Here is a 19,634-nt window from a genome sequence, read left to right as displayed (position 1 = left end):
AATCCGAAATCCGAAATCCGAAATCCGAAATCCGAAATCCGAAATCCGAAATCCGAAATCCGAAATCCGAAATCCGAAATCCGAAATCCGAAATCTTACACGCTTAACATTGCTTTAATCACCCTTGAACTCGGATCTAACCAAGATTCAAAGACATTCGGTAATTCTTCAAAAGGAGCTTCATGCGTAAGCCAAGCTTGTGTCTGAATATTTCCTTCTTCCATGTTTTTAATAATCATTTTAAAATCAGCTGGAAGAGAATTTCTACTAGCAAAAAGTGTCATTTCTCTACGATGGAAGTCTGGATCAAAAAATGTAACATCTCCTTGAAATAAACCCACAAAAATCAATTTCCCACCAAAAGCTAAATAAGAAAAAGCTTTCATCATAGACTGTGAATTGCCTGTTGCATCAAAAATCACTGTTGGCAAAGCTCCATTTAATGCCCTTTTTAAATCATCCGCTGTAAATCCTTCTTTTGCCAGTACCGACACATCAGTATCAAACAATTGCTTGGCAAAATCAAGTCTTTGCTGGTTGAAATCCATCACCACAATCTTAGCTTGATGAAGTTTAGCAAACTGGATTACAGATAAACCAATCGGCCCTGCACCAATTACTAACACAATATCATTGCTAGTGACACTGGCTCTCTGCACAGCATGAGCTCCAATACCCAAGGTTTCTACGAGTGCTAACTGTTCGTATCCTAACACTTTTGAACGGTGTAGTTTATGCGCAGGAATCTTTAGAAACTCACACATTCCTCCATCCGTATGTACGCCCATTACCTTCAGGTTTTCACAACAATTAGGCTTTTCATTTAAACATGCCTGACAAGTACCGCAATTCAAATAAGGCTCAACAGAAACCTTATCGCCAATCACCAATTGTTCAGTATCAACATTTTTTCCTAATGCAACCACTTCAGCACCCAACTCATGACCAAGTACTCGGGGATATGAAAAAAAAGGTTGTTTTCCTCTGAAAGCATGATAATCTGTACCGCAAATACCAATTTTATGAATTTTGATAAGCGCCTCGTTATCCGCCAACTTATCATCTATTTCCCTTGAGATTAACTGAAACTCACCAGGTTGATTTAGAATAATTGTTTTCACTACTTTCTATATATTTTAATTACGCTTGATTATAAATCATATTACCTAAAATGCATACAATATCTCCTTAACCTGTAAACAGATTAATGCTAACTCTCGCTTCATGCTAAGATAGTTAACTTGGGCTCTTAACTTCTGACCCTTTCCAACCGAAATAAAACACGACGAAAAAGCATACCAATGGTACAGAATATGCCACTTGGATACTCATCATGTCAGAAAGTCTACCCATAATTAACGGAAAAATAGCCCCTCCGACGATAGACATAATGACTAATGATGACCCTATTTTTGTTTCCTTGCCTAACGATTGAATACTTAGCGAGAAAATAGTAGGGAACATAATCGACATAAAGAATTCAACGCCAATTAAAGCGTATACTGATAACATTCCGCCATAAATAACTACTATTATCAAGAGCACAACATTGATTAAAGCATACAATGCCAAAAGAATATTAGGGCTAATATAACGCATCAGAAAAGTACCAATAAAGCGACCAATCATAAAACAAAATAAGGCAGCAGATAAAAAATTGGCAGCCGTTTTTTCATCAATATTAGCAGTTTTTCCTAAATAGCGAATAAAAAAACTAGACACGCATACCTGTGCACCTACATAGAAAAACTGAGCTGTTATTCCCCAAACTAGGTGTTTATGACGCATAATAGATTGGCTTCCTGTTGGCAATTCAATATCATGTCCTGCTTCAGTAATTTCAGGAAGCTCACTTTTATATAATAAAATTGCTACTACCAATACTACTATACCTATAATTAAATAAGGCATTTTTACAGTGGCAGCTTCTCCATCTAAAAAAGTACTCATTTGTGCAGCCGACATTGAGGCAGTTTCTGCACTAGTTAATGTATTTCCCGATAAAATAAATAATCCTCCTAACAAAGGAGCAATCGTGGCAGCCAGACCGTTAAATGATTGTGCAAGGTTTAATCTTTGTGATGCACCTTCGGGTTCACCAAGTACTGTCATGTATGGATTGGCTGCCGTTTCTAAAAAAGTCAAGCCACTTGCTATCACAAACAGAGCTGTTAAGAAAAAAGCAAAAACACGCGTATTAGCAGCGGGAATAAATAAGAAAGCACCTATTGCAAATAAAAGTAACCCAGCAATAATCCCAGTTTTATAGCCAAACTTCTTCATTACCATACCTGCTGGAATAGCCATAATAAAATATGCAATAAAAAAAGACCCATCAATTAATGAAGATTGAAAATCTGTAAGCTGACAAGCTTTCTTAAGGTGCGGAATTAATATTGGATTTAAGTTGTGTGCAAATCCCCAAAGGAAAAACAAAGTAGTCAATAAAATAAAAGGTACTAAATATCTGTTTTTCATAAATAAATATGTTAATAGTTTAAGATTAATACATGTATAATCGCATTAACAAGTAGAAAAAATCATAAACTACTCTCTTTTTTCAATAATAATTTGATAATACAAAGAAAAAACATTTACAAACATATAGCATTCACGTTATTATCAAAGATTTATGGTATTTTAGCATAAATGTTTAACTTACAGCTAAAATAAATATGTCATAAGCTCATTATGACACATAAACGAAATTTATTTAAAACTTCAACAATATTATTAGAAGTTTTTAAACAATTAAAGGCCTTACAGAATAAGACTCTTCGCTCAAAATTTAAAACAAAAAAGCTTATAGCTTAATTATCTATGGCGCAAAGCTTATAGCTTAAATTAAAAGATATGTTTTCATTTTTTAAAAAATCACCAGATACTCCTAAAATAGTAGATTTTTCATTTATTGGTACAGATATTCATTCGCATCTCATACCGGGCATTGATGATGGATGTTCTAGTATTGAACACTCTATTACTTGTATTCAAAAATTAAAGGAATTAGGATTCTCTAAAATTATCACTACGCCACACATCATGGCTGAAGTATATCCTAATACCCCTGAAATCATCAATGAGGGATTAATTAGATTAAAAGCTGCCTTAGTGGAAGCGGGAATAGATATTGAGATAGAAGTTGGCGCAGAATACAAAATTGACGAACAATTTTCAACACTATTAGCCAATGATAATTTATTAACTTTCGGAGATAAATATTTATTAGTGGAGTTCTCTTTTGTTGCTGCTCCCATTAATTTAGAAACTATTATTTTCAACTTAAGAACAAAAGGCTATCGTCCAATTATTGCTCATCCAGAGCGATACTTATACTTAAGTGAAAATCTTGCTAAGTTTGAAGAATTGAAAGCATTAGGATGTCATTTGCAATTAAACTTGATGTCATTGGTCAATCAATATGGTCCTAAGGCAAACGAGATAGCCAATAAATTGTTGGATATGAATCTCTATGAGTTTATGGGTACTGATTTACACAGACCTGACGATGTAAGAATTCTGAACAAATTATTACAATCTAAAAGTATTCTTAGCAAACTTTCTAAATTAAGACACCTTAATGAGAAAGTTTAATGTTTGCTTGAACCATAAAGCATTCAGAATTTTAATATCAAAAAAGGCAGTCAGAAATTATTTTCTGACTGCCTTTTTTGATTATTTTTTGTACGAATGACTTTAATTAATAAGCCATTTCTTCGCCTCTGAACATATTGTAGACTGTCATAATCACGATTTTAAAATCAAGCCAAGGAGTCCAGTTTTCGATATACCAAATATCAAATACAACTCTTTTTCTCATCAAACTAAAATCTTTTGTTTCACCTCTCAAGCCATTTACTTGCGCCCAACCAGTTACGCCAGGTTTTACCCAGTTACGGAGGGCATAATTATTAATAAGGGCTTGGCTTTCTATATTATGTTGTAAAGCATGCGGGCGTGGTCCAACCACTGACATTGACCCTCCGATTACATTTAAAAACTGAGGTAGTTCATCTAAATTGGTTTTACGTAATATTCTCCCAATTTTCGTAATTCTAGGGTCATTTTCAGTCGTTTGCTGAAACTTACCATCTACCACTACCTTACTTTCAATAAACATTGTCCTGAATTTCAAACAACGTATGATTTCTTTATTTTTACCCCATCTTTCCTGAATGAAGAAAATACTGCCTTTTGATTCTAGTCGTATAAGTAATGCAATAATTGGGAAAAGCCAAGAAAAGATTAATATACATAGAATTAAACTGAAAAAGAGATCTATTATTCTTTTAATCATCCTCCAGTGCAATTGATTCAAAGGTTCATCCCTTACTGTAATCATGGGAAAGTTCCCAAACATCCCCATCTTAAATTTATTAGAACTAAATCTAAAATAATCAGGAATGATTCTAGTTCTTACAGCATTTCTTTCACCTGCAGAAATGATTTTATCTAATTGTTGCTTATTAAACTGTGGCATGGCCACTACAATTTCATCAATCTGATTATCTACAATAATCTTATCTACTTCATCAAAATTTCCTTTATATAGCCCGTTTAAATATACAGATTTAGTTTCATCAATAAAACCGATAGGATTATAACCAAATTGAGTGTTATTCTTAACAAAATCAAAAAAAGAAACTCCCATCTCTGAACTACCTACAATCAAAAGATTACGTGTATTTCTTCCTTTTCTTCTCAGGAACTCAAAGGATTTTTTTAAGAGGTATTTCTTAATAGAGAGAAAAACAAAAAGCATTGCGCAATACTCTAGTACAAATCTACGGGCATTATCTCTATCGTTAAGGAAGAATAGAAATAGAATCAATACCAATGCTTGAATAGCAATGACAGGCACTAACAATAAGAACTCGTCAATAAATTTGAGGGTTCGAAAGTCATCATAAACATGGATTATTTTACTAGAAAAATACCAAACCAATACTAAAAGCACGAAAACCTCTCTATCGTGAATAGAATTATTACGATTACTGACAATTGAAGTCAAGTAAAATGAAAGCATTAATACTAAAATATCAGTAAGCAATCGTAAATAATAATTTTCTCTTCCAAAGTAGTCTTTCATCATAAGTTTATGTTTAATGTGCTATTTAACCGAATTACCTTGCTACAAATTTACAATCTATGTTGGATAGTCACAAAAAAATCTATTAAACGGTATATTTATAGTAGCTCTGTTTGAACTACTTATTAATAAATAGCATTGACTTTTATTTTCAAGTTCAACTCTATTTTTTAACCCATTGAATATTAACTAATTAAGCAAATGTATTTCTTCGATATTAAATTTACGTTAGAACTACCTATTCACAAAATAAACAATACAATAAATTGAAATATTACAATAATATTTTATAAAAATAAAAGGCATAGTAATTATCAATAATTACTATGCCTTAATAAATAATACGCTATAGGGAGTGATATTAATAAGCCATATCTTCGCCTTTAATCACATTATAGACTGTCATAAAGATAATTTTAAAGTCTAATCCCAATGTCCAATTTTCAATATACCAAATATCATATTTTACTCTTTGTTCCATTTGCTCAATAGTCTTTGTCTCTCCTCTGAAACCATTTACTTGTGCCCAACCTGTTATACCAGGTTTGATCCAGTGTCTAACTAAATAACTATCTACTTCATCCTTCGTACGTATATTATGTTCATGGGCATGTGGCCTAGGGCCTACAATTGACATATCCCCTAATAATACGTTGATGAATTGAGGTAATTCATCCAAACTTGATGACCTTAAAAACTGACCTAATTTCGTAATTCTTGGGTCGTTCATCTTAGCTTGGTTAAATGCACCATTCTCAGTTACATCTTTACTCTCTGGTTTCATTGACCTAAACTTGAAGCACTTGAATTTTTTATTATTCTTTCCCCATCTATATTGTCTAAAAAATACTGGTCCCTTAGAGTCAAGTTTTATTAGGATGGCAATAATTGGGAACAGCCAAGAAAAAATAAAAAGGAATACGAGTAACGAGAATACAATATCAAACACTCTTTTTACTAATCTCCAATGATATTCTTGTAGTGGCTCACTCCTAAACGTAATCAATGGATAATTACCAAAAAATTTGAATTGTAATCTACTTGGATAATATGTAATATAGCTTGGTACAATTTTAGTCCTGATGGCTCTTCTTTCTGATACCATAAAAACTTCTTGCATTAAAGTATTACTAATTTCATCAGTAGTAATAATGATTTCGTCAATTTTATAATCTTCATTCATTGACAAGAACTTCCTTAGGTCTCCTAAATAAGTATTTCCACCAATATCATTTACTTCTTCTTCTTTGGCAATAATACCAATTACTCTAAAACCATAATGAGGATTCTCCTGAATTTGCGTAATTAAATTGGCAGTAATTTCATTATAGCCAACAAATACAACATTTTTGATATTACCTCCTTTTTGCCGATAATAAAATAGGATTTTTTTAATAATATAATTCTTGATAATTAATACAATCAACAAAATCACAATATAGGCAAAGATAAATCTTCTAGTATATTCATGACGATTCAGTATAAACAAAACTTGCCCTGCTATTACTGACTGTATTAATACGTTCTGAAAAATTAATAGTAGCTCTCCTATATATCTTTCAGTCCTAAAATCATCATAGGTATTTGAAATTTTAGTAGAAAAATACCAACCTACTACAAGTAATAATAATAGAATACTATCACTTTTTTCCAATTCAGGTTTTGTGATGAATGAAGAAAACACAAAAACACATATAATAGAGATAATATCAGACAACAACCTGAAATAGTTTACTTTACTTATACTTTGAGGCATAATAGTTTATATTTTTGGGGGATGTTAGTGAATTATGAACGTTAGCTTGTAATAATAAAATCACCATTAAAATACCACTTTTAAAACAATTAAATATTAGAATATTTATAAACCAATATCCTTTCATATACCGTTTAATAAATAGATGAATCTTTTAGGATAAATTTAACTCAAAAATTGTAATTTTGGGTATGATTAACATTTCATTTATTCTTTTACACATCTTAACCTCCTTACATTATGAGCAATGAATCAAAATACACACTTCAAATATGGGGAAGAATCACATTAATTATCCTTTTGGCAGCACTGACTTATTTTATTAATTTTTAAAGATTGATAAAAGTCCTTAGAAAAAAAGCCATCAATCATTCTTATATGATTGGTGGCTTTTTTATATTTATTCTCTATAAAGAAAAACTAACTTTTGCCTAAGTACGTTAGTTATATTTGTTAAAATATAAGCTCACCCTACATTTATTCCTCTAACAAGGAATCTAACTATTCAAAATATTTACTTTTATTCATTACTAAGTAAGTAGCTCAGAAGCTACTTTACTTAATAATTGCTCATTTCTTCCTTACTTAAGCGCAATTGTTTTTCTATACGCTAATTAATTTTGCTCTGTGCTTAGAGCATTATTTTTTCAGCAGAAATTTTTACATGGAATCTGCATTGATAACAATCTTGTATCTATAGTATTATCAATTACTTTAGCGATTCCACTATTAATACAGTAAAATTTAAGACTTCATATAGACAAAGAAGTCTTAAATTCTGCCTAATTATTTTGTAAATAACTTAATATCCGACTGCATCATATCTTTTACTAAAGCTGGTAAATCATATTTAGGCTCCCATCCTAATTTAGTTTTTGATTTAGTTGGATCCCCAATTAGTAATTCAACTTCAGTTGGTCTGAAATAACGAGCATCAACATTTACAACTACTTTTCCTATTTCAACTTGATACAATGGGTTTGAACAAGAAACAATTGTACCGATTTCGTCTACTCCTTCTCCAGAGAACTCTACTTCGATACCTAATTCAGCAAATGCCATTCTAACAAACTCTCTAACTCTTGTTGTGATACCAGTAGCAATTACATAATCTTCAGGAACATCTTGTTGTAAGATTAACCACATTGCTTCTACATAATCTTTCGCATGTCCCCAGTCACGTTGAGCATCCAAGTTTCCAAGATACAATTTATCTTGTTGTCCTAATGCTATTTGAGAAACCGCTCTAGTAATTTTTCTAGTAACGAATGTTTCCCCTCTTAACGGAGATTCGTGGTTAAATAAGATACCATTCACCGCAAACATATTGTAGGCTTCACGATAGTTTACTGTAATCCAAAAACCATACATCTTAGCAACAGCGTAAGGAGAACGTGGATAGAAAGGAGTAGTTTCTGATTGAGGTACTTCTTGAACTAAACCATAAAGCTCTGAAGTAGAAGCTTGATAAATTTTAGTTTTTTCTACTAATCCAAGTAAACGAACGGCTTCAAGAATTCTTAATGTACCGATACCATCTACCTGAGCAGTGTATTCTGGTTCATCAAAACTAACTTTTACGTGCGACATTGCACCTAAATTGTATATTTCGTCTGGCTGTACTTCTTGAATAATTCTGATAATGTTCGTTGAATCTGACAAATCTCCATAGTGCATGATGAATTTAACACCATCTTCGTGTAAATCTTCATACAAATGATCGATACGTGCAGTATTGATCAATGAACTACGACGTTTGATACCGTGTACTTCATATCCTTTTGATAATAGTAGTTCTGCCAAATAGGCTCCATCTTGTCCAGTTATACCAGTAATAAGGGCTTTTTTCATAATCGTTGTGTTAATGCTACTGATAAATTTATCAGTGTTAGTAATAAATAAAATTTAAAGTATTTTTAAGATATATGTTGAGTGTTGTTGCATCTTATCAACAACCATAATTTATACAATCTATAATCTTAGTTTTGCATGGTTTTCCAAGAAATCCTGATAGGCTAAACCGATTCCCTCTTTCAATTCTATGGTATGTCTCCAGCCTTTACCATTCAATTTAGATACATCCATCAATTTTCTTGGTGTACCATCTGGTTTAGAGCTATCCCAAACGATTTCACCTTCAAAGCCTACGATGTCTTTTACGGTATTAGCCAACTCTTTAATAGTAACATCTATTCCTGTACCCACATTGATTAACTCTGGCTCAGAATAATTCTCCATTAAATATACACAGGCTGCTGCTAAATCATCAGCATATAAAAACTCTCTCATAGGAGACCCAGAACCCCATAAAATTACTTGCTCAACACCATTTTCCTTTGCTTCATAAAACTTACGAATCATGGCAGGCAACACGTGAGAGTTTTGTAAATCATAGTTATCATTCGGACCATACAAATTAGTAGGCATTACTGAAATAAAATCACATCCGTATTGAGCACGGTAAGCTTCGCACATTTTGATACCTGCAATTTTAGCAATGGCATAAGGTTCATTGGTTTGTTCCAAAAGGCCAGTAAGTAGGTATTCTTCTTTAAGCGGCTGAGGAGCTAGTTTAGGATAAATACATGAAGATCCTAAGAACATTAGCTTCGTTACTTTGTTAACAAAGGCACTATGAATGATATTATTTTGAATCGCTAAGTTTTCATACAAGAAATCTGCACGATAAGTATTATTGGCAACGATACCTCCTACTTTAGCAGCCGCTAAAAAAACATAATCAGGTTTTTCTACTTCAAAAAATTCTGCTACTTTTTGTTGGTCTCTCAGGTCTAACTCTTTAGACGTTTTCAATACAAAATTTTCATAACCTTCATTTTGTAATTTTCTTAGAATAGCAGAACCCACCATTCCTCGATGACCTGCTATATATATTTTGGAGTGTTTTTCCATTTATTGAATACCAATATGTTGTTTAAAATTATATAGTACGTAATTTTTCCTTAATAAGGAGAGAGATAAAAAGGGAGTTAGTCACAAAATACCTTTTAAAAAGTCTTTTCGGGTCTTGTGATAAACGATGTAACCATTCAAGGCTGTAATCTTGCATCCATTTAGGCGCTCTTGGTTGTATGCCTGCAAACACAGGGAATGCTCCTCCTACTCCTACCATGACACCTTGTATTTTACCTTTCATGCTATACATCCACCTTTCTTGCTTAGGACAACCAAGAGCTACCAAAATAAGTCCAGCGCCACTATCATTGATGGTATTAACATCATTGGCTATTTCTGCCTCTGATAATACTCTGAATGGTGGGGAAATCGCTCCGACAATTGCTAAATTAGGGTATTTTTCTTTTGCTACTTTTTGTATTTTATCAAGCACTTCATCCGTTGAACCATACAAAAATACTTTAATATTATTCAATTCTGCTTCTTTCAAAAGAGATGGAGTTAAATCCATTCCTGCTACTCTCTCTTGGTCTATTCCATTAATCAGTTTTAAGCCTACACACAAAGGCTTACCGTCCGCAGTAACAATGTCTGCTGAATTAACGATATTTGCAAACTCCTTAGAATTATATGCTTCAATACACATGTGAACATTGGCTACACATACGTAAGAAGAGTATCTTTTTTTAGCCAAAGAGATGATATCAGCAACAATCTGCTGATAGCTACCTAAGGATATATTAATGCTAATAAGTTTTTGTTGAGCCATAACTCTTTTCCGATTTACTTAGGTTTTATTAGGGTTGATGAGCACTATTTCCTAGTATAGTTATTAGTTAAAAATTCATCATTTTCCCTCATATAACCGATCTAGTTTTTGAATATATACTTCAGGGTTATAATTAGTAAAAATATTTTTTTGCGCTTCTTGAGACATATTCCCGAGCTGGCTACGGTCATTTGCTAAACTCTTTATAGCCTGCATAATTTCTTCCGGAGATTCTTTAGCTACCACAAAGCCTGATTTTTTATCATCAACTGTAAACTTCATTGAACCATCATCTGTCACAATAGGTACTAGTCCAAAAGACATTGCTTCTAATAATGCCATTGGCAGACCTTCGCCAAACAATGAAGGAAGGATAAAAACATCACATTTTTTTAGGAGGTCTATCTTGCCCGCACCTTTCACTACACCATTATAAATAAATTTATCCCCTAAAATCTTAGTCATTTCACCAATAAATATATCAGCCTCAGGTCCTTTTCCTGCACAACTAAATTCGACAGCAATCCCTTCATTCTTTAGTAGTTTAAAGGCATCTACAATTTGCTCTATTCCTTTACTTATGGTTATTCTTCCCATAAACAATACCTTTAAAGGACTGGTATTATTGATGATTTTTTGAAAACTTTGAGCTTCCCCTAAATCTACACAATTGGGTAAAACAAATACATTTTTAGCCTTAAACTTTGCTTCAACAACCTGTTTTTCTAATTCACTCAGCACAATCTTACTCTCATTTCCATTTAATACGTATTCTAAATAACGTTTAATCCATTGTGGAGGATTTTCTTTCATTAAAAATTCACCTCCATGTAAATGTATTATCAGTTTAACGTTAAATAATCTAGTAACAAAAATAAAAGGAGTATCACGAATAATCGAGGGTTTGCTTAGGGCATAATTAAAGTGAACAATGTTTGCTTTACCCGTAAGTAGTTGTATAAAAAGTGTAACTAAAGCTTTTAGAATACGTAAGCCCCACCCTAAGCCTCTTGTTTCATTATCGCGTTTACCAAGTTCTAAATGAAAGTATTTGTAGGCCTTGTTGTTATCAATAATAAATTTAGCGACAGAAGAAACGCCACTAACATTTAAATTGGGATCTAAGCTTGGAGCTGTAATGATAACACTCATAGTGAATTTACTAATTTATAAAATGATAAATTTGAGATAATAGATAAAGTTATTTTTATTAGCTTTTAAAGAACCGCGTATAGGCATCTACCATACCTTTTTCGCTAAATCTTGATTGAATATAGCTTCTTATATCGATAGGATTGTAGGATGTATTCATCATTTGCTCCCAAACCTCTGCAATACTTTGGTAATCTGGCGAACATAATAGCCCATTTTTACCCGATACAATCATTTCATTGGCACCTCCGATATCTGTTAATGCACAAGGTAAACCTGTCGACATTGCTTCTAAGGCAGCTATTGAGAACGTCTCGATACTATAAGATGTTAATGAAAAGAAGTCGGCACACCAATAAAAAGGACGAACATCTCTTTGAATTCCTGCAAGTCTAACATAAGGTTGAAGTTTCAACTCATCTATGGTATCCTCAATAAGTTTTCTACATTGCCCATCGCCTACTAACAAAAGGTAAAGTTTCTCTGCATTCTCTTTGGTATTAATTACATGTAATGCTTTTAAAGCCGCTACATGATTTTTTTCGGGTCTGAAAGCAGCAGTTTGTACAACAACTTTTGCATCTAAAGGTATGTCATATTTTAATCTTGTTTCTTCTCTTATTGTTTGAGAAGGACAGTTAGTCCAAAAATCAACATCTACCCCATTATGGATGGTTGTAAATATATTACTCGGCACTCCAAATCTATCTATTGTGTACTCACGTTGATTTTCTGAAACAGGAATAACATGAGTATACTTATCAATCATTTTAAAATACATTCTGGCCAATCTATCATCTTTCTTGGTATGATATACAGTAGAATGGTAAGAAATCAATTTTCTAAAAGTTGAACCTATCAAAAAGCTAGCTAATTGAAGGAAGAAAAAAGGGAATAAACCTAAGCAAAATACGATATCAGGTTTTATTTCTTTTAATAAGCTTCTAAGTTCAAAGATAGGTGAAACATCAAATTTTGATTTACGCGAATATACCTTAACAGGAATACCACTTTCTACTTGATTAAGTAACGGATTATTATCGCTCAAAACAGCCAAAACAATATCAAATTGTTCTTTATCCAAGCGATTCATTAACGATACCAAAAACTTCTCTGCCCCACCAACTACAAGCCCTGGCGCTAAAAAAAGTATTTTTTTCTTCATCTGAATTTAATTAATATCTTAAAATGATTCTCAACTATAGAGCGTATGCATTACTTTTAAATTAGATGCTGCATAATTTGTCCACAAAGTATCGTCAAGTGATTGATTTAAATGATTAAAATCTTTTAACCCTTTATTGATACTTTCTAATAGTTTTTCAGGGCTCATATCATCTGAGACAATACCATTTTTCCCTTCATCAACGTATTCGGGCAATGCACCTACAGGAGTTACTACTACTGGGCATCCTAAAGCATGGGCTGTCATTACTACGCCACTTTGTGTGGCATCTAAATAAGGACAAACTACTAATACTGAACGTTGAACAATATCAACAAACTCTTCATTACTTAAATGCTTTTCTCTTACAACCAGATTAGGCATATTATCAGGTATTTCCTTTGACAAATCAAATCCAACTATTTGCTTGCCTGCTATCATAAATTTCAGTGAATCATCCTTAATATTTTTGATAGCATCAATAAATAAGTTGATACCCTTATATGGTGAAATTCTACCGATAAATGTGATGTATTCTTTTTTGATTTCCGAATCTTTTTTGATAAAATTTTGATAAACGCTACAAGGCAAAAACTTGATTGTATAAACTTTCTTTCCTACTAATAATCCTTTCAAAATATTGGTACTGTATTCTGACAAACACAAGTACTTTGAAGTCAGTTTATAGAGTATCTTAGAAAAAATAACTTTTTTAATATCTTTTTCACCAGTATGTGGTTTAGGGTCATGGACATCCAATATTAAACTATTCTTTTTCAATAGGAAAAAAGGAAGCATCCCTATTTGTCTCATTGAAAAATCATCCAAATGAACAAAATCTGCATGTAATTTATATAAGCCTGCTATTGATTTGGTGGCTCGGAACACCGAGTCTACATCTAAACTTTTAGGAGAACTAAAATTGAGAAATTGACATGATTTGCAATTTTTCAAGTATGTTGAAATATATTCTATATTCCATTTCTTTACAACTGACTCTACAGGAATAACAAGAGGATATTCTGTCAAATCAGCATCAATATTAAATATATTCGCTTTCAGCGCATGAGGCGTTATTTCAATATATACATGAAAATCAAAATCTTTACTGGCTACTTGAATATATTCTAAGGCTGAATCTAAATAGTAAACCTGTGTGTAATAGATAATTTTTTTCTTCATAAAAGTTATAATTTATTATATATAAAAGCTACTATTCATCAGGCTATAAACCTAATATCTCAGGCATTTAATTAGGCTAATAAATTTCATCTAAAAAAGACTAATACTTAAAATATTTCTTGATTACAAGAATCTCTTAGAACCTTATATAAAATCTAACTTTGTTATTTATACTATAACTCAGCTATTTTATTTTTTATAAAATCAGTATTATGTATTTATATTACCTATATAAATTTATTGTTTATCAAATTTAGGTATATTCTAAAAAAAATACAAATTGCAAAGTTATTATTTAATCAACTTTAAAGACAAACATTCCGTTTATTCTTAATAAGAAGGTATAAAAAGAAGCCTTATTTGTTTAATTCGCAATAAAATACTGAATTTTAATATCATTTCAATTAATATTAAAAATATCCTATTCTTAGAATTATTTTATTATTAACACAAACATTTATCAATAATTCATGTAGTTTTTGTATATTTCTTATTTCGAATAAGGACTAGTTTTTTTAATGAATTATATCTTTTTTTATCAAAAACTTGACAAACGAGCATTTTACTAATTCACTTTCCCTTTTTATTATTGGCAGGACTCCATTCTACTATTACCGCTTGCTTGTAATTCAGCAATCAAAAATGGATTAGACGCTGAAATTACGCTAACCCTTTCGGACATTGCATCACAGCAATACCCATAGAAAACTGGCTAGGGTTTAGCATAGAAAAATACCAAGATGGATGTGTACTGATACTAAAAACTGATATAATAATTAGTTTTTATCGGAAGTGGTTAGAGGTAATTTTTTACTGCGTTATCTTCTATTTTAACGTTTCTCTTAAGTCGATACCTTGTCTTATTAATTAAGCTAAAGCTGCCATACAAACTTTCAAGCTATCTCGCCAATAAGGTATCTCAATACCTAAAACTTGCTTAATTTTAGTTTTATCCATCAAAGAGAAAGCAGGTCTTTTGGCCTTGGTTGGATATTCGCTTGTTTTTAACGGCTTAACTTTTACAGACACTTCCCCTAACTCAAAAATTGCTTGTGCAAAATCATACCATGAAATCGCTCCTTCATTGCTATAATTATATAAGCCATAATCTTTGCTTTGAGTAGTAATGATGTGAAGAATACAGGCAGCCAAATCTACACCATATGTTGGAGTACCCACTTGGTCAACTATGATGCCTAATTCTGGTCTTTCTTTTCCTAAGCGAAGCATTGTTTTTACAAAATTATTGGCAAACTCCGAATACAGCCAGCTAGTGCGAAGAATAAAAAACTCAGACATCTTGTTAATAATATCCTGTTCTCCCTCTAGTTTCGTTAAACCATACATACCTATTGGGGTAGCTTCATCTTCTTCAGATAAAGCTTTTGGAAGGTTTCCTTCAAAAACAAAATCCGTTGAAACATGAATTAAAGTACTTCCATGAGCCACACAAGCGTCTGCTAGGTTAGCAGCACCTGTTTTATTGATTTTTCTAGCTAAATCTACGTCGTCTTCTGCTTTATCTACAGCTGTATAAGCTGCACAGTTAACAACATATGAAGGTTTGTGCTTAGTAAATAGGTTCTCTAAAAGTTCCACATCCAAAATATTACCTTCAATTTCATCTAAATAGATAATTCCTTCTATATTTTGGCTTTCAGCTACTTTATTGATGCATTGTCCCAACTGGCCAATACCTCCAAATATAATAATACTCATATCAGAATCTTTTAATATAATTTAAGTACACCTAATTCAAGCGTTGTAGGTTTTTATTCTTTGTATCAATAAAAAATTATTAATACCATTTCATACAGTAAGATTTAAGCCTGTGCCAAATATTCTTCAAGGGTAGGGAGAACCATATCTTTGTCAGATACATTTGGATTTTCTACTGGCCACTCTATTTTAAGAGTTGGGTCGTTCCAAAGAATTCCTCCTTCAGAAGCCTTATTATAGCCTGCTGTGCATTTATAAGCAAAAATACTATCTTCCAAAGCCAAGAATCCGTGGGCAAAACCTACAGGAATATATACCATTTTATTCGACTGGGCATCAAGTTCAAAAAACTCCCATTGCTTGAAAGTTGGTGAATCAGGACGTAAATCTACGGCTACATCAAGCACTTTACCTGTAATTGCTCTTACAAGCTTGCCTTGGGCATAATCTCCTTTTTGAAAATGCAAGCCCCTTAAAACTCCCTTATAAGAAAATGATTGATTATCCTGAACAAAATTGGTTGGCAAACCTTTCTCGCCCCAAGTAATACTATTGAAAGGCTCAAAAAATAAGCCTCGTGCATCCCCAAAAATACTTGGTTCAATGATTAAAACATCTTTAAGCACTGCATTAGATACTTTCATAATACATATTTATGTGCTGTGGGCACTGATAATTTTCAGAAAAAATAATATTTAAAATACAGTTAAGCACTAAGATAACAACCCAAGCAGATATTTTCCATACCCACTTTTTACCAGCGGTTCAGCTATTTTCTTGAGTTGCACCTCATCAATGAATCCCATTCTGTAGGCTACCTCTTCTATACAACCTACTTTCAACCCTTGTCGCTCTTCAATCACTTGAACAAATTGTCCTGCTTGCATCAATGATACAAATGTTCCTGTGTCCAGCCAAGCCGTCCCTCTGTTCAACACACCCACTTTCAACTTCCCTTGCTTCAAGTATTCTTTGTTGACATCCGTAATCTCATATTCCCCTCTTGGCGAAGGAGCTATATTCTTGGCAATCTCTACCACCGAATTGTCATAGAAATACAAACCAGGTACCGCATAGTTTGATTTTGGTGCCACAGGCTTCTCTTCAATAGAAAGTACATTGAAATCATCATCAAACTCTACTACACCATATCTCTCTGGGTCATGTACCTGATAAGCATATACTACTCCACCATCTGGGTCATTGTTGGCTTGTAACAATTTACTCAAACCACTACCATAGAAAATATTATCACCCAACACCAAGGCTACTTTGTCATCACCAATAAACTCTTCTCCAATCACAAAAGCCTGTGCTAATCCATTCGGAAGTGGTTGTTCAGCATATTCAAATCTACAACCTATCTGTGAGCCATCTCCTAACAACTTCTTGAAATGAGGTAAATCATGGGGAGTAGAAATAATTAATATTTCTTTGATGCCCGCCAACATCAAAATAGAAAGCGGGTAATAAATCATGGGTTTGTCGTAAACAGGCATTAACTGTTTACTAACGGCTAGGGTAAGAGGGTGCAAACGTGTACCTGAACCGCCTGCCAGAATAATTCCTTTCATATCTTTCTTATAGCTTTAGGCTGTAGGCGATAGGCTACAGGCAAATTGTATTAAAATACTTGTTGCTTATAGCCTATCGCTTGAAACCATTTAAGAGTACATTTTTTTATAATAATCTTGGTAATTACCAGAAGTAACATTATCCAGCCATTCTTGATTGCTTAAAAACCATGATACCGTTTTCTCAAGTCCTTCTTCAAATTGTAAGGAAGGTTTCCAGCCTAATTCATTCATGATTTTGGTAGCATCGATGGCATATCTTAAATCATGACCTGCACGGTCGGTTACATAAGTAATCAATTTTTCAGAAGTACCCTCTTCTCTGCCTAGTTTACTATCCATGGTTTTGCAAACCAACTTGACGATGTCGATATTCTTCCATTCGTTAAAACCACCGATATTGTAGGTTTCTCCTAATACTCCCTTATGGAACACAGTATCGATAGCTCTTGCATGGTCTACCACAAACAACCAGTCTCTTACATTTTCACCTTTTCCATATACTGGCAATGGTTTATTGTGCAAGATGTTGTTAATCATCAATGGTAATAATTTTTCAGGGAAATGGTTTGGTCCATAATTGTTAGAGCAATTGGTAATTACTACGGGCAATTTATAGGTATTACCATAAGCTCTTACAAAGTGGTCTGAAGAAGCCTTTGAAGCTGAATAAGGAGAACGTGGGTCGTAAGGAGTGGTTTCTGTAAAGAAGTCTTCTGGGTTATGTAACTCTCCATACACTTCATCGGTAGAAACATGATAAAAGCGTTTTCCTTCATATCCAGATGCTTTCCATGCGTTTTTAGCAGCATTCAATAAGTTGCAAGTACCCACCACATTGGTCATTACAAAAGCCATTGGTTCTGCAATTGACCTATCAACATGTGATTCTGCCGCTAAGTGAATCACACCATCAAATTGATATTTGTCAAAGAGTTGATTGATAAACTCTGCATCAACGATGTCTCCTTTTTCAAAGATATAATTAGGCTTGTCTTCTATATCTTTCAAATTCTCAAGGTTGCCAGCATAAGTCAATTTGTCAAGGTTGACAATGGTATAATCAGCATAGTTATTAACAAATAACCGAACCACATGAGAACCAATAAACCCTGCTCCACCTGTTATTAAAAGCGTTTTTTTCATAAACTGTTATAATTTTTAATACTCTAAAGGCTATTCTTGATTTTATATGTGATGCTTAATCACATAGCCATTTATCCTTACTTACTTTATCTATTTATAGCTTGATTTCACAAATAATAATCCTTTTTTTGCAGAAAATGCTAAAATATATAAGCAAGAAATAAAAGCACCTAAAATACCCAATAAGCGATTTGTATAATGGTATGTTATTTTCAAACGATTCAGAATAGGTAATTGTCGATTTTCCTTAACCTCAAGCAAAAACCAATTTGTTAATGAAACCTTATCAAGTGTGTTTGTGATTCCGTGCTTTTTAAAAAACGCATTAACCCAAGATACATAACTCAGTTTGGCTTCTAGTTTTCTATGTAGTACAGAAAGATTACCCGTTAGAGATGATATATTTAGTCCACTATATCTCCAATAAACGTAGGCTCCTTCTACAGTATGAATACCACTTTTTCTTGAAAATTTTACCCAAGTGGCATCATCAGCACACCAAGCTAAATCAAAATTGACCAATCCATCTTCCTGTTCAAAAAGGGTACGTTTAAATACATATTCTACTACGAAGCTTTGAATGTTTCCTCTGGTTTTTTCAGCATAAAATTCAGCACATGTGAGTACTGGAGGGAATTCCTTGGAATGTCCGAAATTCTCTATTTCTACGCCATCTTGGTTAATTACCTTGACAGGAAAATGGACTAATTCTATTGCTGGGTTCTTTTCAATATACTTATAAAAGGTTTCGACACAATTCAAGCCTATTAAATCATCATCAGAAAATAGCCATATCCATGTTTCTTCTTTTACCAACTCGATGCACCTATTCCAATGACTTACTAAATCTTTACCTCCTAAATTTTCCTCGAATTTTTTATAATTAATATTCAATGAAGTGGTAAAATCAGCAACGATATCCCACAATTTTTCTGGGCTGTTGTCATCTCCTATATATACCGTGAAGTTTTTATTGGTTTGTTGATTAAGAGATTCTAAGGTTGCTCTCAGAAAGTTGTGTTTATACGCAGGTATAACTATAGCTAAAGTATTTTCATTTAGTGTGTCTGTCATATTACTTGTAATCTATTTGTATAAATTTGTTTACAGAATTATCCATTTTTCAATTGAATATACATCGGCTTATTTGTTTTTTTTCTATAGTC

The 19,634-nt window shown here is 32.8% G+C and carries 16 protein-coding genes; 1 reads left to right on the top strand and 15 read right to left on the bottom strand.

All coding sequences use genetic code 11. The features are described 5' to 3' along the window. Nucleotides 1–95: 95 nt before the first annotated feature. The gene (locus J2Y60_RS23590) at nucleotides 96–1,121 is read right to left on the bottom strand and encodes a zinc-binding alcohol dehydrogenase family protein (protein ID WP_309924421.1); all 1,026 of its coding nucleotides are present in this window, start codon (nucleotides 1,119–1,121) and stop codon (nucleotides 96–98) included. A gap of 115 nt (nucleotides 1,122–1,236) precedes the next feature. Further along, entirely contained in the window at nucleotides 1,237–2,478 is a 1,242-nt protein-coding gene (gene fucP / locus J2Y60_RS23585) for an L-fucose:H+ symporter permease (RefSeq protein WP_309924418.1), read from the bottom strand. Nucleotides 2,479–2,853: 375 nt separating this feature from the next. Here fucP and J2Y60_RS23580 point away from each other — a divergent pair, with 375 nt between their 5' ends. After that, nucleotides 2,854–3,594: a CpsB/CapC family capsule biosynthesis tyrosine phosphatase gene (locus J2Y60_RS23580; protein WP_309924416.1), complete on the top strand. Its 741-nt coding sequence runs from the start codon at nucleotides 2,854–2,856 to the stop codon at nucleotides 3,592–3,594. A gap of 106 nt (nucleotides 3,595–3,700) precedes the next feature. On the opposite strand, the gene J2Y60_RS23575 is transcribed toward J2Y60_RS23580, so the two are convergent. The 13 genes from J2Y60_RS23575 to J2Y60_RS23515 form a co-directional block, all read right to left on the bottom strand. Then, a complete protein-coding gene (locus tag J2Y60_RS23575; protein ID WP_309924414.1) occupies nucleotides 3,701–5,092 on the bottom strand; it encodes an undecaprenyl-phosphate glucose phosphotransferase in 1,392 nt (463 codons plus the stop codon). A 358-nt stretch (nucleotides 5,093–5,450) separates the two neighbouring features. Then, on the bottom strand, nucleotides 5,451–6,845 hold the full coding sequence (locus J2Y60_RS23570) for an undecaprenyl-phosphate glucose phosphotransferase (protein WP_309924412.1): 1,395 nt from the start codon (nucleotides 6,843–6,845) through the stop codon (nucleotides 5,451–5,453). Between the two features lie 786 nt (nucleotides 6,846–7,631). Further along, nucleotides 7,632–8,696 (bottom strand): GDP-mannose 4,6-dehydratase, encoded by a 1,065-nt coding sequence (gene gmd / locus J2Y60_RS23565; RefSeq protein ID WP_309924410.1) that lies wholly within the window; start codon nucleotides 8,694–8,696, stop codon nucleotides 7,632–7,634. Nucleotides 8,697–8,816: 120 nt separating this feature from the next. Further along, nucleotides 8,817–9,758 carry a GDP-L-fucose synthase gene (locus tag J2Y60_RS23560; RefSeq protein ID WP_309924408.1) on the bottom strand — a complete coding sequence of 314 codons (942 nt, stop codon included), beginning with the start codon at nucleotides 9,756–9,758 and terminating at the stop codon, nucleotides 8,817–8,819. Nucleotides 9,759–9,786: 28 nt separating this feature from the next. After that, entirely contained in the window at nucleotides 9,787–10,530 is a 744-nt protein-coding gene (locus tag J2Y60_RS23555; RefSeq protein WP_309924406.1) for a WecB/TagA/CpsF family glycosyltransferase, read from the bottom strand. Nucleotides 10,531–10,608: 78 nt separating this feature from the next. Beyond that, nucleotides 10,609–11,682, bottom strand: coding sequence for a glycosyltransferase family 4 protein (locus J2Y60_RS23550; RefSeq protein WP_309924404.1), 1,074 nt, complete (start codon nucleotides 11,680–11,682; stop codon nucleotides 10,609–10,611). A gap of 58 nt (nucleotides 11,683–11,740) precedes the next feature. Continuing rightward, nucleotides 11,741–12,847: a glycosyltransferase gene (locus J2Y60_RS23545; protein ID WP_309924402.1), complete on the bottom strand. Its 1,107-nt coding sequence runs from the start codon at nucleotides 12,845–12,847 to the stop codon at nucleotides 11,741–11,743. 30 nt (nucleotides 12,848–12,877) lie between these two features. Continuing rightward, on the bottom strand, nucleotides 12,878–14,029 hold the full coding sequence (locus J2Y60_RS23540; RefSeq protein ID WP_309924400.1) for a glycosyltransferase family 4 protein: 1,152 nt from the start codon (nucleotides 14,027–14,029) through the stop codon (nucleotides 12,878–12,880). An 867-nt stretch (nucleotides 14,030–14,896) separates the two neighbouring features. Further along, the gene (gene rfbD / locus J2Y60_RS23535) at nucleotides 14,897–15,748 is read right to left on the bottom strand and encodes a dTDP-4-dehydrorhamnose reductase (RefSeq protein ID WP_309924398.1); all 852 of its coding nucleotides are present in this window, start codon (nucleotides 15,746–15,748) and stop codon (nucleotides 14,897–14,899) included. 104 nt (nucleotides 15,749–15,852) lie between these two features. Then, a complete protein-coding gene (gene rfbC / locus J2Y60_RS23530) occupies nucleotides 15,853–16,392 on the bottom strand; it encodes a dTDP-4-dehydrorhamnose 3,5-epimerase (protein ID WP_309924396.1) in 540 nt (179 codons plus the stop codon). A 69-nt stretch (nucleotides 16,393–16,461) separates the two neighbouring features. Further along, nucleotides 16,462–17,322 (bottom strand): glucose-1-phosphate thymidylyltransferase RfbA, encoded by an 861-nt coding sequence (gene rfbA, locus J2Y60_RS23525; RefSeq protein WP_309924394.1) that lies wholly within the window; start codon nucleotides 17,320–17,322, stop codon nucleotides 16,462–16,464. Nucleotides 17,323–17,412: 90 nt separating this feature from the next. Further along, the gene (gene rfbB, locus J2Y60_RS23520; RefSeq protein ID WP_309916371.1) at nucleotides 17,413–18,468 is read right to left on the bottom strand and encodes a dTDP-glucose 4,6-dehydratase; all 1,056 of its coding nucleotides are present in this window, start codon (nucleotides 18,466–18,468) and stop codon (nucleotides 17,413–17,415) included. A 90-nt stretch (nucleotides 18,469–18,558) separates the two neighbouring features. Next, the gene (locus J2Y60_RS23515) at nucleotides 18,559–19,542 is read right to left on the bottom strand and encodes a glycosyltransferase family 2 protein (protein WP_309924392.1); all 984 of its coding nucleotides are present in this window, start codon (nucleotides 19,540–19,542) and stop codon (nucleotides 18,559–18,561) included. Nucleotides 19,543–19,634: the final 92 nt, after the last annotated feature.

The sequence above is a fragment of the Arcicella sp. BE140 genome (assembly GCF_031456255.1).
GTDB classification, from domain to species: Bacteria; Bacteroidota; Bacteroidia; order Cytophagales; family Spirosomataceae; genus Arcicella; species Arcicella aquatica.
This window is presented reverse-complemented; position numbering and strand designations above follow the sequence as displayed.

Coding starts and splice junctions, on each gene's coding strand:
- fucP (WP_309924418.1), bottom strand. CDS start 2,478: ATGAAAAACAGATATTTAGTACCTTTTATTTTATTGACTACTTTGTTT.
- J2Y60_RS23580 (WP_309924416.1), top strand. CDS start 2,854: ATGTTTTCATTTTTTAAAAAATCACCAGATACTCCTAAAATAGTAGAT.
- J2Y60_RS23575 (WP_309924414.1), bottom strand. CDS start 5,092: ATGATGAAAGACTACTTTGGAAGAGAAAATTATTATTTACGATTGCTT.
- J2Y60_RS23570 (WP_309924412.1), bottom strand. CDS start 6,845: ATGCCTCAAAGTATAAGTAAAGTAAACTATTTCAGGTTGTTGTCTGAT.
- gmd (WP_309924410.1), bottom strand. CDS start 8,696: ATGAAAAAAGCCCTTATTACTGGTATAACTGGACAAGATGGAGCCTAT.
- J2Y60_RS23560 (WP_309924408.1), bottom strand. CDS start 9,758: ATGGAAAAACACTCCAAAATATATATAGCAGGTCATCGAGGAATGGTG.
- J2Y60_RS23555 (WP_309924406.1), bottom strand. CDS start 10,530: ATGGCTCAACAAAAACTTATTAGCATTAATATATCCTTAGGTAGCTAT.
- J2Y60_RS23550 (WP_309924404.1), bottom strand. CDS start 11,682: ATGAGTGTTATCATTACAGCTCCAAGCTTAGATCCCAATTTAAATGTT.
- J2Y60_RS23545 (WP_309924402.1), bottom strand. CDS start 12,847: ATGAAGAAAAAAATACTTTTTTTAGCGCCAGGGCTTGTAGTTGGTGGG.
- J2Y60_RS23540 (WP_309924400.1), bottom strand. CDS start 14,029: ATGAAGAAAAAAATTATCTATTACACACAGGTTTACTATTTAGATTCA.
- rfbD (WP_309924398.1), bottom strand. CDS start 15,748: ATGAGTATTATTATATTTGGAGGTATTGGCCAGTTGGGACAATGCATC.
- rfbC (WP_309924396.1), bottom strand. CDS start 16,392: ATGAAAGTATCTAATGCAGTGCTTAAAGATGTTTTAATCATTGAACCA.
- rfbA (WP_309924394.1), bottom strand. CDS start 17,322: ATGAAAGGAATTATTCTGGCAGGCGGTTCAGGTACACGTTTGCACCCT.
- rfbB (WP_309916371.1), bottom strand. CDS start 18,468: ATGAAAAAAACGCTTTTAATAACAGGTGGAGCAGGGTTTATTGGTTCT.
- J2Y60_RS23515 (WP_309924392.1), bottom strand. CDS start 19,542: ATGACAGACACACTAAATGAAAATACTTTAGCTATAGTTATACCTGCG.